The organism is Paenibacillus illinoisensis NBRC 15959 (assembly GCF_004000925.1).
GTDB lineage: Bacteria > Bacillota > Bacilli > Paenibacillales > Paenibacillaceae > Paenibacillus > Paenibacillus illinoisensis.
The window spans coordinates 1-17,593 of record NZ_BIME01000006.1 but is presented as its reverse complement, the minus strand read 5'-3'; the positions used below and the strand labels follow the sequence as shown (position 1 = coordinate 17,593).

At 48.7% G+C, this 17,593-nt stretch carries 15 protein-coding genes and 1 riboswitch; of the genes, 2 read left to right on the top strand and 13 right to left on the bottom strand.

The features are described from left to right. Positions 1 to 9: 9 nt before the first annotated feature. The 12 genes from purF to PIL01S_RS15715 form a co-directional block, all read right to left on the bottom strand. On the bottom strand, positions 10 to 1,488 hold the full coding sequence (purF, locus tag PIL01S_RS15765) for an amidophosphoribosyltransferase (RefSeq protein WP_127538322.1): 1,479 nt from the start codon (positions 1,486 to 1,488) through the stop codon (positions 10 to 12). Then, positions 1,473 to 3,716: a phosphoribosylformylglycinamidine synthase subunit PurL gene (gene purL, locus PIL01S_RS15760; RefSeq protein ID WP_127538321.1), complete on the bottom strand. Its 2,244-nt coding sequence runs from the start codon at positions 3,714 to 3,716 to the stop codon at positions 1,473 to 1,475. Before purL ends, purF begins: the two co-directional genes overlap by 16 nt. Beyond that, entirely contained in the window at positions 3,694 to 4,383 is a 690-nt protein-coding gene (gene purQ, locus PIL01S_RS15755; RefSeq protein WP_127538320.1) for a phosphoribosylformylglycinamidine synthase subunit PurQ, read from the bottom strand. The genes purL and purQ overlap by 23 nt, the downstream gene beginning before the upstream one ends. A gap of 4 nt (positions 4,384 to 4,387) precedes the next feature. Beyond that, positions 4,388 to 4,633, bottom strand: a complete 246-nt coding sequence (gene purS, locus PIL01S_RS15750) for a phosphoribosylformylglycinamidine synthase subunit PurS (RefSeq protein WP_090904903.1) — start codon at positions 4,631 to 4,633, stop codon at positions 4,388 to 4,390. 554 nt (positions 4,634 to 5,187) lie between these two features. After that, positions 5,188 to 6,060, bottom strand: a complete 873-nt coding sequence (locus tag PIL01S_RS15745) for a phosphoribosylaminoimidazolesuccinocarboxamide synthase (protein WP_127538319.1) — start codon at positions 6,058 to 6,060, stop codon at positions 5,188 to 5,190. A 233-nt stretch (positions 6,061 to 6,293) separates the two neighbouring features. Continuing rightward, a complete protein-coding gene (purB, locus tag PIL01S_RS15740) occupies positions 6,294 to 7,592 on the bottom strand; it encodes an adenylosuccinate lyase (protein ID WP_095288455.1) in 1,299 nt (432 codons plus the stop codon). After that, on the bottom strand, positions 7,589 to 8,785 hold the full coding sequence (gene purK / locus PIL01S_RS15735; RefSeq protein WP_127538318.1) for a 5-(carboxyamino)imidazole ribonucleotide synthase: 1,197 nt from the start codon (positions 8,783 to 8,785) through the stop codon (positions 7,589 to 7,591). Before purK ends, purB begins: the two co-directional genes overlap by 4 nt. Next, positions 8,782 to 9,267: a 5-(carboxyamino)imidazole ribonucleotide mutase gene (purE, locus tag PIL01S_RS15730; RefSeq protein ID WP_095288499.1), complete on the bottom strand. Its 486-nt coding sequence runs from the start codon at positions 9,265 to 9,267 to the stop codon at positions 8,782 to 8,784. The genes purK and purE overlap by 4 nt, the downstream gene beginning before the upstream one ends. Positions 9,268 to 9,460: 193 nt before the next feature. Then, a riboswitch (purine riboswitch) is annotated at positions 9,461 to 9,562 on the bottom strand. Between the two features lie 269 nt (positions 9,563 to 9,831). Then, positions 9,832 to 10,266, bottom strand: coding sequence for a universal stress protein (locus tag PIL01S_RS15725; protein WP_127538317.1), 435 nt, complete (start codon positions 10,264 to 10,266; stop codon positions 9,832 to 9,834). 151 nt (positions 10,267 to 10,417) lie between these two features. Further along, positions 10,418 to 10,681 (bottom strand): DUF1294 domain-containing protein, encoded by a 264-nt coding sequence (locus PIL01S_RS15720; RefSeq protein ID WP_095288452.1) that lies wholly within the window; start codon positions 10,679 to 10,681, stop codon positions 10,418 to 10,420. Positions 10,682 to 10,811: 130 nt separating this feature from the next. Next, positions 10,812 to 10,949: a hypothetical protein gene (locus tag PIL01S_RS29515; RefSeq protein WP_164764248.1), complete on the bottom strand. Its 138-nt coding sequence runs from the start codon at positions 10,947 to 10,949 to the stop codon at positions 10,812 to 10,814. A gap of 125 nt (positions 10,950 to 11,074) precedes the next feature. Then, positions 11,075 to 13,204 (bottom strand): DNA topoisomerase III, encoded by a 2,130-nt coding sequence (locus tag PIL01S_RS15715; RefSeq protein ID WP_127538316.1) that lies wholly within the window; start codon positions 13,202 to 13,204, stop codon positions 11,075 to 11,077. 348 nt (positions 13,205 to 13,552) lie between these two features. On the opposite strand from PIL01S_RS15715, the gene PIL01S_RS15710 reads away from it, so the two are divergent. Next, a complete protein-coding gene (locus PIL01S_RS15710; protein ID WP_127538315.1) occupies positions 13,553 to 15,490 on the top strand; it encodes an amidase family protein in 1,938 nt (645 codons plus the stop codon). A gap of 129 nt (positions 15,491 to 15,619) precedes the next feature. On the opposite strand, the gene PIL01S_RS15705 is transcribed toward PIL01S_RS15710, so the two are convergent. Beyond that, the gene (locus tag PIL01S_RS15705) at positions 15,620 to 16,624 is read right to left on the bottom strand and encodes a ketoacyl-ACP synthase III (protein WP_127538314.1); all 1,005 of its coding nucleotides are present in this window, start codon (positions 16,622 to 16,624) and stop codon (positions 15,620 to 15,622) included. A 293-nt stretch (positions 16,625 to 16,917) separates the two neighbouring features. Here PIL01S_RS15705 and PIL01S_RS15700 point away from each other — a divergent pair, with 293 nt between their 5' ends. Beyond that, complete coding sequence (locus PIL01S_RS15700; RefSeq protein WP_127538313.1) at positions 16,918 to 17,463, top strand: NADPH-dependent FMN reductase; 546 nt, start codon at positions 16,918 to 16,920, stop codon at positions 17,461 to 17,463. Positions 17,464 to 17,593 lie beyond the last annotated feature (130 nt).

Genomic DNA, 17,593 nt, shown 5'->3' with positions numbered 1-17,593 from the left:
GCCTGTCTCCTAACAGCTGCAGCCAAATTTCTCTTCGCCACCGAAGTCAAGGTTGGTTGGATAATCATTATCGAAGCAAGCGAGGCAGAGCCCGCCTTTGTAATCATCCTGATTATCTCCCTGAATGGATGCAATCAGTCCATCGGGACTGAGGAACGCCAGAGAATCCGCGTTGATCTCACGGCAGATCTCCTCCACCGACAGCTGCGAGGCAATAAGCTCACGGCTGTCAGGCGTATCAATGCCGTAGAAACATGGATTTTTGAATGGAGGCGATGTAATACGTACATGCACCTCGGTTGCTCCGGCATCTCGCAGCATGTTCACAATCCGGCGTGAGGTGGTGCCCCGTACAATGGAATCATCAATCATAACAACACGTTTGCCTTCAACCACACGGCGCACGGCACTCAGCTTCATCTTCACGCCCTGCTCACGCAATTCCTGACTAGGCTGGATAAATGTACGTCCGGTGTATTTATTCTTAATCATGCCCATCTCGTAAGGAATACCGGTTTGCTCAGCATATCCAATTGCCGCGGAAATACTGGAGTCCGGTACACCTGTTACCAGATCGGCATCCACAAAAGATTCAATCGCCATGCGTCCACCCATTCGCTTCCGGGCAGCATGCTGGTTGGCCCCGTTCATGTCACTATCCGGACGGGCAAAATAAATATATTCCATCGCACATAGTGCCTTGCGGTGTTTGTGATGATCGAAGCGATCCTCGTGCAGACCATCTGCGTCGAGCACCAGCAGTTCACCAGGTTCAATATCGCGAATCAATTCTGCGCCGATCGTTTCCAGTGCACACGTCTCGGATGCAAACAGATATGCATCTCCGAGCTTGCCCATCGTCAGCGGACGCAGACCGTGCGGATCAGAAGCCACCAGCAGCTTGTCGTTGGTCATAATCAGAAATGCATAACCGCCCACAATACGTTGGAATGCATCTTTTGCTGCTTCCACCAAACCCTTCGATGAACGTGCAATCAAATGCGCAATAACTTCCGTATCGCTGGTTGTCTGGAAGATCGACCCGCTCTGCTCCAGCTCACGGCGAATCGTTGGTGCATTCACGATATTCCCGTTCGTGGCAACGGCCAGATCCCCGTCACGATACTTGAATACCAGGGGTTGTGCATTGGTCAGTTTACTGTCGCCGCTCGTGGAATACCGAACGTGACCGATGGAAATATCACCAGACAAGGTCTGCATCAGGTCTTTGGTGAAGACTTCCTTCACCAGACCCATACCACGATGGTAGTTAAACTGGGTACCATCACTCACACACATGCCTGCACTTTCTTCGCCCCGATGTTGAAGCGCATGCAGTCCATAATAGGAGAGCGAAGCAGCATCAGGGTGTCTGAACACCCCGAATACGCCACATTCTTCTTTTAATTTATCGAGTCCTTCCTTACCGGACCCTTCGTTATAATAATCGCCTGTCCACCACTGTCCTGTCGTCAGTTCATGAGACATGGAATCGCATCCTCCCAGACCTGAGCCAAACCTCCTACGGGTTCGTTCACGGCTGATGTTCCGTTCAATTCGATCGTCAAGTTGCTTCCTTCCACACGTCCAATAACAGCTACGGGTACACCGCGCTCACGTACAAATGCTTCAAGTTTGCCTGCTTGCTCCGGCGAAGCAGACAGCAGAATGCGGGATTGGCTCTCACTGAAGAGTGCATGATCCGCACGCAGTGCAGTTTCCACATTCACCTGTGCACCCACGTTGCCGCTGATGCAGGATTCAGCCAAAGCTACAGCCAATCCGCCCTCAGACAAGTCATGTGCCGAGCGAACAAGTCCGGATTGGATAGCTTCCAGCACGGTGCTGAGCAATGCTTTCTCCGTGTTCAGATCAAGCTGCGGCGGACGGCCTTCCGTTTTGCCATGAACCGCGTATTGCAGCTCGCTACCGCCCAGCTCCGCTTTGGTCTCACCGAGGAGGATGATCACATCGCCTTCGGATTTGAATCCCTGTGTCGTGATATGATCCGTATCATGAACGAGACCTACCATACCGACTACTGGCGTTGGATAGATTGAGCCTTTGGCGTTTTCGTTATAAAGACTCACGTTACCACCAATAACCGGCGTATCCAGTACGCGGCAAGCTTCTGCCATACCGTCAACGGCTTTTTCCATCTGCCAGAAAATGTCCGGCTTCTCCGGGTTACCGAAGTTCAGGTTGTCCGTAATCGCCAGTGGCTCCGCACCAGAACATACAATGTTACGAGCCGCTTCACTAACTGCAATGCGGCCACCCACTTCAGGATCCAGATATACATAACGTCCGTTACAGTCCGTTGTCATCGCCAGACCTTTGCGTGTTCCGCGAATTGTTACCACCGCAGCATCCGAACCCGGACGAACGGCTGTACTTGTACGAACCATGTAGTCGTATTGATCGTAAACCCACTTTTTGCTTGCTACCGTTGGCGAAGCCAATACCTGTTTCAACGCACCGCCGAGATCCGACACTTCATCGTAACGCAGGGTGTCGATTGAAGCGCTTTGCTCGTAGTAAGCCGGTACAGAAGATGGCTTGTTGTACACTGGACATTCATCGACCAATGCCTTCACTGGCATATCCCCAACCACTTCGCCGTGATGGTACAGCTTCAGGCGTCCGTCATCAGTAACTTTACCGACTTTTGCACAGATGACGCCCCAACGTTCGAAGATCTCCATTGCTTGCGCCTCATCCTTCGGCTCAACCACGAACAGCATCCGTTCCTGAGACTCGGACAGCATCATCTCATAAGGCGTCATGCCTTCTTCGCGCTGTGGTACCTGATCCAGATACAGTTCCAGGCCGTTACCTGCTTTACTTGCCATCTCTGCACTGGAGCAAGTCAGGCCAGCTGCACCCATATCCTGAATACCAAGTACGATACCCGTGTCGATCAGTTCAAGGCAGGACTCCATGACGAGCTTTTCCATGAACGGGTCGCCGACTTGAACTGCTGTCTTCTTGGATTCGGATTCTTCCGTCAATTCTACCGATGCAAACGTTGCACCGTGAATTCCATCACGGCCCGTTGGAGGACCAACATAGTACACTGGATTTCCTACGCCTTTGGCTACTCCGCGCTGGATTTTGTCATGATCGATCAAGCCTACACACATGGCATTAACGAGTGGATTGCCTTCATAACTTTCGTCGAACATCACTTCACCGGCTACCGTTGGAATCCCGATACAGTTACCATATCCGGCAATACCGGATACGACATGTTCAAACAGGTATTTCACGCGGTCGCTCTCCAATTTCCCGAAACGAAGCGAGTTCAGCAGGGCTACCGGTCTTGCACCCATGGAGAAAATATCACGGATGATACCGCCCACGCCTGTTGCTGCCCCTTGATAAGGTTCTACAGCGGAAGGGTGGTTATGGCTTTCAATTTTGAAAACAACAGCCTGGTTGTCGCCAATGTCAACGATCCCGGCACCTTCACCTGGTCCCATCAGGACACGCGGTCCACTGGTTGGGAAACGGCGCAACAGCGGCTTGGAGTTTTTGTATGCACAGTGCTCGGACCACATAACGCTAAATACACCGATTTCCGTGTAGTTCGGCTTGCGTCCCATGAATTCACAGATCAGCTCATACTCGCTGTCCGACACGCCCATTTGTGCGTAAAGTTTATGTTCTGCGACCTGTTCTGCCGTCGGTTCCTTAGCGGATAGCTGCTGCGTCATGTCGATCCCTCCATGCTTTCAAAATAGATGTAAACATACGTTTGCCGTCTTCCGAGCCCAGCAATGAATCCACCGCGCGCTCCGGATGCGGCATCATGCCGACCACGTTTCCACCCTCATTACAGATTCCTGCGATATCGCCCAGGGAACCATTCGGGTTGCTGCCGTACGTAAATACGATCTGGTTGTTCGCCTGCAAGCTCGCGAGCGTCTCTTCATCACAGTAATAATTACCTTCACCGTGAGCAATCGGAATGATAATCTCTTCCCCAGGTGCATAGTCACGTGTAAATGGTGTTTCTGCATTCGTTACTTTCAATACCGTATCGTGACAACGGAATTTCAGTGACATATTGCGAATCAACGCACCAGGAAGCAATCCGGCTTCAGTCAGAATCTGGAATCCGTTGCAAATCCCAAGAATATATTTGCCTTGTTCAGCAGCTTTGGCTACCTCATTCATTACAGGTGCGAAGCGGGAAATCGCCCCACAACGCAAGTAGTCTCCATAGGAGAAACCACCCGGAACCAGGATACAGTCATACGCCGAAAGATCCGTTGCCGTGTGCCATACATAATCAACCTCTTGCCCAATGGCATCTTCCACTGCCTTATAACAGTCAATGTCGCAGTTGGAGCCAGGAAACACAAGAACTGCAAATTTCATGGGATTAACCCTCCAATTCGTAGCGGTAATCTTCAACAACGGTGTTGGCCAGCAGCTTCTCACACATCACAGTCAAACGTTTTTCCGCTTCTGCGCGATCAGTTGTATCCAGGTTCAGTTCCATGACTTTACCGATCCGTACACTTTCCACTTCATTGAATCCCATCGAGTGCAGGGCACCTTGAACGGCTACTCCTTGCGGGTCGAGTACGCTTTGCTTAATAGTGACATAGACGGTTGCTTTGATCATGATCCTATGTTCCTCCTCAGTAATGAACGGGATAAATGCTTTATGCTGTTAAAAAAGTGGTTTGGGAGCTTGCTCCGGGGCGGATTGTTCTTCCGTTCGCTGTTGTCCCCAGGTTTTTCTGATTATTTTGAACCGCTGTGCGGTCAAAACCCGGGGACAAAGGCGAACGCTATCGCTCCTTTAAGAACAATTCCGCCCCTCCGCTTGTCCATGCGACGTTTTTTTGAAAGGCTTAAATCTTTTACGTTGCACGGTGGGTTATGGTCAAGCCTGACCATTATGTGAATCGATGAAATGGTCTTTAAGTTACTTGCGTAGTCAATGTTTTTTTATCTCGCAACTTTCAGGCTTCCGTCAGGTAGGAAGCCAATTCTCTCAATTTCCTTATCCCCAGTTTGATACTGGCGGAGGGAAAGATTGAGCTGGAGAAGCGGAGCGTTCGCATTTGCAAACGGAATGTTTCCTTTAGAAAAAGGATTCCAATCAATACATTCCGGGGGCAACAGCGATCGAAAGCCAAACTTTCCCGCAGCTCAACTCAAACTTCCCATTTATTATTTCGTTAATCGGTTATAGATATCGACGTATCTTGCTGTTGTTGCCTCCACCACCGCTTGTGGCAGCGGGTCAGGCTTACTGTTTTTGTCCCAATCGGTTCCTGCCAGATAGGTGCGCACCGGCTCCTTGTCCATGCTGTCGATCTCGATGTCGAGTGCGTAATTTTCTTTGGCCCAGAAGCGTGAAGCATCCGGGGTGAAGATTTCATCGATCAGAATGACTTTGCCATCGACGATACCGAACTCGAATTTGCAATCTGCGAGAATAATGCCACGCTGATCACAATAATCCCGGGCAAATTCGTATAGACGCAGGCTTTTCTCCTGAAGCTCGATTGCCAGCTCATCTCCGACCAGTTCTTTCATGCGATCCATCGGGATGTCCTCATCATGACCTACATCATTTTTGGCTGCCGGGGTGAAAATAGGGTTTTCGAGCTTGGCGTTTTTGCGAAGTCCTTCCGGCAGTTTGATGCCGTTCACCTCTCCGCTATTCTCATATTGTCTCCATCCGCCGCCAGTAATGTATCCGCGTACGACACATTCGATATCGATGCGTTCGGCTTTGCGTGTCACCATAATGCGATCTTTCAGAAGCTCTGGGTTCACAATGAGATCACCGAGCCGGTTGACGTCCGTATGAACCACGTGGTTTTCCATCATGTCGCTCGTCAGTTCAAACCAGAAGCTGCTGAGTTTATTCAGCACATTGCCTTTCTCGGGAACCGCCGGGTCCAGCACATAATCAAAAGCTGAAATCCGGTCCGTAACCACAATCAGAAAATGTTCCCCCAGGTCGTACAATTCACGTACTTTTCCTTTGTATAACAGAGGTGCTTTAACGAGATCTGCCGCTGTGGACAGTGCCATGGAGGCTCACCTTCTTTCAGGAGATATAAGGCTACAGACAGAACCCGCGATGGAGCACTCCACTCCGATAACAGAACAATCTTTCGATCGCTGTTATCCCCGGATTTTTTTGATCCACTTTTTCCAAAGTGTAAATCGGGGATAAAGGCGAGCGCTTCGCTTCTACAGATTTGCTCTGTCCTCTCTGTTCCTTGCTTGTCCATCATTCTGCTCTCTAGCCTTATTGGAGTTAATTAGTTGGTCAAACCTAGCTTCTTGAAGATGGTATCGACATGCTTCAGGTGCCAGGATGGGTTGAATGCATCTTCGATTTCTTCATCGCTCAGCACCTCGGTAATTTCCGGTGTGGCTTTCACGATATCCTTGAACTGGCGCTGTTCTTCCCATGCCTGCATGGCACGTGGTTGAACGGTATCATATGCCTGTTCACGGCTGAAGCCTTTATCGATCAGCTTCGTCAGTACGCGTCCAGAGAATGGAACACCGAAGGTACGCTCCATGTTGCGCTTCATGTTCTCAGGGAACACCGTCAGGTTTTTCACGATGTTACCGAAACGGTTCAGCATGTAGTTCAGCAGCATTGTTGCATCCGGCAGGATGACACGCTCTACAGAAGAGTGTGAGATATCGCGTTCATGCCACAGTGTTACGTTCTCGTATGCTGACACCATATGTCCGCGGATGACGCGAGACAGACCGGAGATATTTTCGCTACCAATCGGATTACGTTTGTGCGGCATGGCGGAAGATCCTTTTTGACCTTTGGCAAACGCTTCTTCCACTTCACGGAATTCACTCTTTTGCAATGCACGAACTTCTGTAGCGAACTTGTCCAGTGATGTTGCGATCAATGCCAGGGTAGCCATGTATTCTGCATGACGGTCACGCTGCAAGGTTTGTGTCGAAATTGGCGCCGGCTTCGTTCCCAGCTTCTCGCATACAAACTCTTCAACAAACGGATCGATGTTCGCGTAAGTTCCTACCGCACCGGAGATCTTACCGTACTGCACGTTGTCTGCCGCATGGCGGAAACGCTCCAGATTACGTTTCATCTCTTCATGCCACAGGGCCATTTTCAAACCAAAGGTTGTTGGCTCGGCATGCACCCCGTGTGTGCGACCCATCATTGGCGTATGCTGATAAGCAAGGGCCTTCTCACGCAAGATCTCGATAAAATTCACGATGTCGCGTTCCAGAATTTCATTGGCCTGGCGCAGTACGTACCCCAGAGCCGTATCTACTACATCCGTGGATGTCAGTCCGTAGTGCACCCATTTGCGTTCTGCACCCAGACTCTCTGATACCGTACGTGTAAAAGCAATAACATCATGGCGCGTTTCCTGTTCGATTTCATAGATGCGATCGATATCAAAAGAAGCGTTTTGACGAAGCAATGCTGCTTCTTCCTTAGGAATAACTCCGAGTTCCGCCCAAGCTTCACATGCACAAATTTCAACTTCCAGCCAGGACTTGAATTTGTTTTCCTCCGTCCAGATGGCTCTCATTTCGGGTCTGCTATAACGTTCGATCATGAATTTGTATTCCTCCAGATATTAGTTTGTTCAATCCATTGCAATCCTTCTTCAACATCCTGACAGAGCAGATTGACATGCCCCATTTTCCGTCCCGTTTTCGCTTCGGTTTTGCCATATATGTGAAGCTTGGGTATAACACCGAGTTCCATTGCTTCTGCATCAGGTTGACCCGTTCTGGCGATAACTCCTTCCAGATGTTCTCCAAGCACATTGACCATAACAACCGGACTTAACAGTGTAGTGTCTCCTAATGGCAGCCCGCAGATGGCACGAATATGCTGCTCGAACTGTGACGTCGCACAGGCTTCCATCGTGTAATGACCGGAATTATGAGGTCTTGGAGCCAGTTCATTCACGTACAATCTTCCGTCTGCCGCAACAAAGAGTTCCACCGCCAGCAATCCAACAGCCTGCATGGATTCGGCCACAGCCGCTGCAAGCTTCTGGGCTTCAATCTGTATGTCCGTAGCCACTCTGGCCGGTACGATCGAGGCATGCAGAATGTTGTTCACATGAATGTTCTCCGCTGGCGGGAATGTCTTGATCTCGCCACTTGTGCTTCGGGCAACGACGACGGAGATTTCGCAGTCAAACTTGATAAATTGCTCCAGTACCAGTTCCACTCCGGTTGCGGCAAGCTCTTCGTAAGCCGGTACAGCCTGGCTCGCTTCGCGGATGACCCGCTGCCCTTTACCGTCGTATCCTCCGGTTACCGTCTTCAAAACACATGGTACACCAAGCTCGCTTACGGCTGCTTGCATCGTATCCTTACTTGTAATCTCCCGATAAGGCGCTACTCTTACTCCAGCAGCTTCAATGGCTCGTTTCTCACGCAACCGATGCTGGGTTGTATACAATAACGCACTTCCTTGCGGCACATAGGATTCACGTTCCAGCAAGCCCGCTACACCTGCATCCACATTTTCAAACTCATACGTGATCACATCACATTGACGGGCCAGTTCAAGCGCTGCAGCTTCATCGTCATATCCGGCCTCAATCTGGCGGGCAACCTGTCCGCAAGGCGAATCTGGCGCCGGATCAAGCGTGACAAAGCGGTACCCCATCGCTGTCCCGGCAAGCGTCAGCATTCGTCCAAGCTGTCCGCCCCCGAGAACTCCAATGGTTGTATTTCCTGGGAGCAGCACACGTCCAGCCATGCCGGAAAGATTCAATTCAGTTTTACTCATAGCTCATCACTGCTTTCGAGTACTTCACGTTTGATCCGTTCTCTGCGGGCTTCGCAGCGATTACGGACATCCTCATCGAATGCACCAATCATTTGGGCCGCAAGCAGCCCTGCATTAGTAGCACCCGCCTTGCCAATCGCTACCGTTGCGACAGGAATGCCGCCCGGCATCTGAACAATCGATAACAGAGAATCGAGACCATTCAGTGCCTTGGACTGCACAGGTACGCCGATTACCGGCAGCATCGTTTTGGAAGCAACCATGCCAGGGAGATGTGCTGCTCCGCCTGCACCTGCAATGATAACCTTGAATCCGCGCTCAGTAGCCTGCTCGGCATATTCAAACATCAGATCCGGTGTGCGATGCGCAGATACAACCTTTTTCTCATACCCGATCTCCAGTTCATCCAGCACCTCACACGCATGCTTCATCGTTTCCCAATCCGACTTGCTGCCCATAATTACAGCGACCTGCACTGACATGAATACATCCAACTCCCGTCTGAGCTTATTTTGATAACAACCACTCTTGCCATACGCGTTCCCTTTTGAAACAAAAAAATCCGCTACCCGCGAAAACATCACATTTTCTCCGGACACCGGACTCCAAGAAATACGTATCCCTCATTTGGGCATGCCAAAAGGGGGCTTGCTGTCCGCATCCATATTCATGCGACTCTCAGCCGTATCTCCTCGTAGTCCGGAAATTTACGGTCTCCGGGTAGAGACTTCCGGGCCTTATCCCCGGCGTTATACGAGCAAATATCTATTCAATCCAAGTGACTCATTTCGGTCAACCTTGGTCCATCTTTCGTTCCTACTCGACCTTATTCTCACCTGATCGACACATCTAACATTCTAACAATCCCCTACAGCTAATGTCAACTTAAAGACGAACATTTAACATATTGACAAATATAATGTTCGTGATTAAGGCGTTTCTTTTGGGCTTCATATCCATTTCATCCCATAAAAGAAAGCCGACTTCTCTTCAATGGAATGAAGACAGCCGGCTCACTGCTTACTTGTAGCTTACAATTCAATGCATTATTTAACGATCAATACAGGAATTCGAGCATGCTGCACCACATTGTGGCTGACACTGCCCAGGACAAATTCACGAATGCCGCCAAGTCCACGACTTCCGATGACGATAACATCCGATCCATTTTCCTTAGCATAATCGAGCAGCACTTCAGCAGCAGCTCCTTGAATCAGGTCTACGTTTGCCGTAACTCCCGCAGCTTCGAGTCGTTCTTTCGCTTCATCGGTTGTTTGCACAGCCAGGTTGTAGTAATCGTTATTCAGAGATGGTGGCAGTGGTGCAAGTCCTTCTCCAATAAATACGCGCGGGAAGTCAAAGGCATGAATGACATCAATGACTGAATCCGGAGACACTTTAGCCAGTTCAATGGCACGATCGAGCGCCTTGTTTGAAGCTTTTGATCCATCATAAGCTACTAAAATTTTGGAGAATAACATGTAAATCCCGTCCCTTCCTTATATGTAGAAACTCCGAAGCTGGAGGCTTCGGTCTGACGTAAAACTAAATCCAACACCATGTAACCCTATAAACGTTCTTCATGCGATATGAACCATTTGCCTTGTTTTACAGCGTCTCCACCCCTAGGTTCTACTTCAAAAAATAACCATAGATTACGGCATTCAGAAATAACAGAAGTGGAATCCCAATGGTAAAGCTCGGATGTTTGGTTTTGTGCCTTTTCCGGTACATTGCAATCCAGACTCCAAGTGCCCCTCCGATAAACGCCAGCAGGAATAACGTCCGTTCGGGTGTACGGTCACGGCGTCGCTGCGCCCGCTTTTTGTCATCTGACATCACCAGATAACCTACCACGTTAATAAATAAAAACCACAATATGAGTCCGGTTTGCATATAATTCTAGCGGTCCCCCTATCCCGGGACATCTCCCTGTTCCTCCATTATAGTCCTCTGCAGGGACATGATCAACGCGAGAAGGGAGCCGCATAGATTGCTTAATGGAATCATCCGTTCCGGGAAGAACCTAGGACTCCTGTTTCGGAATACCGTTCAGGCTGGGAACTCTCTTGCCCGCCTTGGTTGGACGTGTTCCGATGCTTTCTTCGCGGATACTGTCCTTATTCTGCTGATTATGAATTTTCTCTGGTTTGTTGTGTGGCATCTGTGTCACCTCCTTGGCTTACGTTGCCTGAAAAGGAGGGATCTTATACGACACCATGCAAAGCGGTTTATTGAGCATGACTTCGCCAGTATCCATTCAACTTGTACCAAACTCTTTCAGGGGCACTAGTCCCCTTTTTTCTCCATCGCTGCTTTCAACAAGTCTCCGAGATTGGATCCGATGGATTCCTGCTTGGCATACTGTTTGACCAGCTTTTGCTGTTCGCGTTTGTTGACGTGCTGTTTATCTTTATCTAGTGCTTCCGTGATTCCGCAAGGCAGACACTGCACATAGAGGCCCGCTTTGCCTTCTTTCATTTCCATCTTCTTGTGACACTGCGGACAACGACGGTTGGATAACCGCTTCTCTGCAGAGCGTCGATAGCCACAATCCTCCGTGGGACATACGAGAAACTTGCCGCGTTTCCCTTTCTTCTCAAGCAGACGCGCATTGCAATCCGGGCAGTGGCTGCTCGACACGTTATGCGGTTTATACTCTGCTTTGCTTCCTTTTACAGTGGACACCAGTTCTTTAGCCATCGAACGTATGCCTTCCAGGAAAGGACCTGGTTTCCCTTGTCCACGAGCAATCCGTTCGAGTTCAGCTTCCCAACGTGCCGTCAGTTCAGGAGTACGCAGCTGCGGAGCAGCCAGCTCAATCAATTGCTTCCCTTTACCTGTAGGATGCATGCTGTTGCCTTGGCGGTCGATGGTATCTGAGCTGACCAATTTCTCGATAATATCTGCACGCGTAGCCGGGGTACCGAGTCCGTGCTTCTCCATTTGCGCGAGCAATGCAGCCTCCGTGTACCGTTTAGGCGGCATGGTTCTTCCACTTTTAATATGACAACGCTGAACGCTAACCGACTGACCTTGCTGTACGTCTGGCAAAAGAGCGCGGCCATTGTCTGCTTGCTCATCTGTGCGCTCATCATCTTCGTCACTGTAGTCTCCGCCGTATACTTCACGCCAGCCACTGTCTTTTACAGTTGTACCTTTAACATGGAAGGAATCTTCACCCACTTGCACAGTAATCGCTACCGAATCGTATCTGGCAGCTGGATAGAACAAACTGATAAACCGGCGTACAATCAAATCATACAGTTTGCGTTCCTCCGGATTCAGCTGATTCAGCAGCACCGTCTGTTCTGTCGGAATAATTGCATGATGATCCGTTACCTTGCTGTCATCCACAATTCGTTTGGTGATATTCAAGTTTTTCCGCAGCAGCGGACGCGCCAATGATGCATAATGTCCAACAGCTACACTATCCAGTCTTTCTTTCAGCGTACCTGTCATGTCCGATGTCAGGTAACGGCTATCCGTACGTGGATATGTAACCAGCTTATGCTGCTCATAGAGACGCTGCAGGACGTTGGAAGTCTGCTTGGCTGAAAAGCCATACTTGCGGTTGGCATCACGCTGAAGCTCCGTCAAGTCATAGGCCAGAGGATGCGGCTCGACTTTTTCACTCTTTTTGACCTGAGCAATGGTTCCCTTACGTCCATCCACTCGTTTCTTCAATGCCTGGGTATGTTGAGTATCAAAGATGCGTGAATCTCCGCCTGAGGCCCGCCACACGGCTTGAAAACCTCCAAAATCTGCAGTTAATGTCTCATACTCCTGTGACCGAAAACCATTGATTTCATTTTCCCTGTCCATGATCATGCCCAGGGTTGGCGTCTGTACCCGTCCTGCAGACAACTGTGCATTAAATCGAACGGTCAGCGCCCGTGTCACATTAAGCCCAATCATCCAGTCCGCTTCCGCCCGGCAGCGTGCCGATTCGTAGAGACGGTCAAACTGACTCCCTGGCTTCAGCGAAGCAAATCCTTCTTTGATTGCCTTATCCGTCTGAGAAGAAATCCACAGTCGTTTGAAGGGCTTCTTCCACTGTGCCATTTGCATGATCCAACGGGCAAGCAGCTCTCCCTCCCGGGCGGCATCCGTTGCGATGACCAGTTCACCAACATCTTGACGTTTCATAAGCTGCTGTACGGCCTTGTATTGATGATTCGTCTCTCTTAGCACCTTCAGTTTCGCCCGCTCCGGCAGGATCGGCAGATCTTCAAGATTCCAGGTGGCGTACTTCTTGTCGTAATCTTCAGGTTCCGCCAGCCCTACCAGATGCCCAAGTGCCCACGTTACGATATATTTAGGACCTTCCAAATAACTCTTATGTTTATCACGCGCTCCCATAACTCTGGCAATTTCACGTGCCACAGATGGTTTCTCAGCGAGTACCAATGTTTTCACTTCGTATCTCTTCCTTTCTTCATACACCTTGTAACCCACGTTCCTATCCTTTCATTATACCATTTCAAACCAATCGTTTCTTGGCCTATCCCAGATGAACGATTAACCTGATAAATTACTGTTCTAGATTACATGTTAGATAATGTAACGCGGTTATGAACACTTAAATTTCTTTTAGGAATGAAAATAAGAGCATCCGAAAGAAATAATCACCTTAATACAACTTGTATACGTTTTTTTGGATAAATATGAGTGTTGTGAGAATACCTAACATGTTATTAGAATGTGACAAAAGCATATGCAGCCGTTTCATCACACACATCATTGCGACAGAAGGAGCGTGGATACATGACTTATCATGGATCTGTATTGAAAAAAAGTGGAGCTCTGTTACTGACAGGAGCAGTAATGGTTACAACTTGGGGAGGAGCTTCCGTACCGCTGGCATCAGCCGGAGCAGCAACCCCATCAAGCAAAACAACGGTCGCAGCAACAGCTGCAGGGAAGGCACCTGCCACGTCTGCCGCATTTATTGAAGCCATGGAAGAAGCAGCGACACTTGCAGGTGTGCCTTTTTCAATGGACGAGCTCTCAGGCAAAACCGTTCAGCGTAAGGATGCTGCTCTAGCTCTTCAAACCTGGTTGAAGCTGGAGTCCACCACAGAGTCGTTCAAAGACGTACCAGACCAATCCAGCTATGCAGGTGCCATCGGTGCCTTGAATGCTGCAGGGTTGATGAAAGGATATACTGATTCCCTCTTTCTACCTAACGCTGTCCTGACGGAAAATGATGTCGCCATATTGAAAGACCGCATTTATAACTACATAAAACCATTTGTTCTGGAGGAAGCAACGATTACTGAACTCCAGGCTGCAATGACGCAAGGAAAGCTTACATCTAAGGAATTGGTTCAAATGTATCTGGATCGGATTGAGAAATACGATGATCAGGGAGTTAGCATTAATTCCATACTAACCTTAAACCCGGAAGCACTTGAACTTGCCCAGGCTTTGGACGAAGAACGTGCAGCCAAAGGCGCACGTGGACCGCTGCATGGTATTCCGGTTCTTGTGAAGGACAACTTCGATACGAATGATATGCCTACCACTGCTGGCTGTATCTGTCTGAAGGATTCCGTGCCTGCCCAAGACGCTGAGCAAGTGAAAAAGCTCAAAGAAGCGGGTGCCATTATCCTCGGTAAAACAAATCTGCATGAATTTGCATTTGGCATTACTACATCCAGTTCATTGGGTGGACAAACCCTGAACCCTTACGCACTGGATCACTATCCTGGCGGTTCCAGCGGCGGAACAGGGGCAGCGATTGCCTCCAACTTTGCTGCAGCAGGCATGGGTACAGATACTGGTGGATCGATCCGTATTCCATCCAGCTTCAACAGCCTTGTCGGAATTCGTCCAACGATTGGATTATCCAGCCGTGAAGGTATTATCCCGCTTGCTCTAACTCAAGATGTAGGCGGCCCTATGGCTCGTACAGTAAGCGATGCTGCGATCATGCTGGATGCTACGGCCGGTTATGACAAGGACGATGTGGCTACAGCCTATGCTGTAGGCAAAATCCCTTCCAGTTACACTGACTTCCTGGACGTGAATGGCCTTAAAGGCGCGCGTATTGGTGTAGCTACTGAACTGATCCCGAACACCAAAGCAGAAGAGAAAGCCGTTGCTGATGTCATCAACAATGCAGTGGAAGAATTGAAATCTCTGGGTGCAACTGCTGTACCCATCAGTATTCCGAACCTGGACGAAATCAACAAATACCCGAGCTTGAGCGGATATGAATTCAAATTCCAGCTCAACGACTATCTGGAGTCACTTGGTGAAGATGCACCATACCACAGTCTGTCGGAGATCATCGCTTCAGGTGAATTTGATAAAACACAGGAACAATCCATGAAGGCTCGCGATGCACGCGAAACACTGGAGACAACCGAGTACAAAGACATCGTACTGAAACGTACTCAAATCACGCGCGAAGCTATTCTAAAAGTGATGGCTGACAATAACCTCGATGCCATCGTTTATCCTACATCCACCCAGGCTGCAGCCGTAATTGGCGAAGGGCAGAACTCCGGCGGGAATAACCGACTAAGCCCATTCTCCGGGTTCCCGGCTATCACCGTACCTGCCGGCTTCACTACAGAGGGTCTACCTGTAGGCATTGAATTCCTGGGCCGTGCTTTTGATGAAGGAACATTGATTAAACTCGCATATAGTTATGAGCAAGGAACCCACCACCGCCAAGCTCCTAAACTTACGCCATAACTCCTTTATTGAATTAAAAAAGCTTAATAAACAAAAAGTACACTTCACCTCCACATCGGAGGAAAGTGTACTTTTTTTATTATCCCAGTAAGATACAGTGTCTTTCCTGCTTAATCTCAACTTTCTACGTTAACTCGTTGGATCAGTGTCTGGAACACTCCATTCCAACACAAGGCCTGCATAAGTTAAGCCACCACCGAAACCGAATAAGGCAAGGCGCTGACCCTGCTTCACTTTCCCTTCATCGACACCCAGCTGAATGGCCAGAGGTATGGATGCAGCCGATGTGTTCCCACGGTACTCCATGCTGGTAAGCGTGCGCTCCAACGGTACAGGACCGCGCTCGCAGACAGCTTCAATCATTCTCATATTCGCGCTGTGCGGTACGAACCAGTCGATTTGCTCCGCCTGCAAGCCTGAGCTAGCGATAAGTTTCGGCAATTGCTCCGGTATCAGTCGTACAGCCCATTTGTATACTTCTCTGCCGTTTTGCACAAGACGTCCGTCACCTTGAAGAGGTACCCCATTCATCTCGGAGGAAAGACCACTGCTATAAACATGTAACCCACCATCACCCTGAGTTCCGGAAAGTGCTGCCAGAGCACTGCCCTGCCCTTCGGTTCGTTCCAACAAAAAAGCTCCTGCTCCATCCCCAAACAAAATACATGTCGTACGATCGGTGTAATCCGTAATCTTGGATAATGTCTCTGCCCCGATCACGAGCACTTTGCGATACATGCCACTTGTAATCATGCTATCGGCCAGCTGCAACCCATAAACAAAGCCTGCGCATGCTGCGCTCAAATCCAGCGCTCCAGTCTGAGTGATGTTCAGACGGGCCTGTACTCTGGAAGCTGTGCTAGGGAATGCATACTCCGGCGTACTTGTGGCTACGAGTATCATATCTACATCATGAACATCAACTCCGTACCGACGAATCATGTCTTCCACAGCCTTAACTGCCAGATCAGAAACAAACTGATCCTCTGCGGCAATTCTCCGCTCCCTCATCCCTGTTCGTTGCACGATCCATTCATCGTTCGTTTCGACCAACTTTTCCAAATCCGCGTTATTTAGAATACGCTCCGGCACATAGGTTCCGAATGCAGTAATACTGGCTTTTGATTGCATCATAGCGTCAGTCACCTCGTTTTGTTTTTTACTATTATAGCACTAAGTCTTAGTACTTGGTACTAATTTATAATAAATTTTTATTGTTTTCTCTGTTGATACAGAAAGCACACCTTCTGGTCCATTTCCTCACACTTGGTATGTAGATCAAATGAAGAAGACTAACCATATTCGTTTTAATATGAAGAATGGCTTAATAATCTCCGTTATCTGTAGACACTTCGTAAGGAAAGATGGAAAATAGACAAATCAATTCATATTACGGATAGACAATTGACAGAGATGGGGATTACATAATGGAAAGAAAAATAAACATTCTTGCAATTTCAGGAAGCCTACGGAAACAATCCACAAACACCATGCTAATGAACGCTATGATGGGACTTGCCCCTACTACTTTAAAATTTCAGGTATATGATCAGCTGAATGATCTTCCCCACTTCAATCCTGATCTTGATGTAGATGATGGTCCACTTCCCGTTCAATACTTCAGATCCCAATTAAAGCAAGCAGACGGTGTCCTGATCTGTACACCTGAGTATGGAAATGGTATTCCCGGTGTCTTAAAAAATGCTTTAGATTGGATTGTATCTTCCGGAGAATGGGTGAATAAGCCTACAGTGGTCATAGCAGCATCCCCCAGCCCTTTAGGCGGTAATCAAGCCCATACATCCATATTGCTGACTTTAAACATGATCAGTGCCCTCGTCCTGAATGAAGCCTCACATACAATTCCTCATATTACGATGAGAATCAACAAACAAGGTACGATCATTGATCCTGATACTAAAAAGGCACTACAAGATTCACTTTTACGCTTAGCAGAAACATGCCCCAACTGAATGAATGAACTAAAAAGTTTTATAAAAAAACAAAAACAGCCTGATAGTGATTTATCAGGCTGTTAAAATTATAATTTGTTACATTTATAAACAAATAAAAACCACCACCGAGATTCTTCGGCAGTGGTTC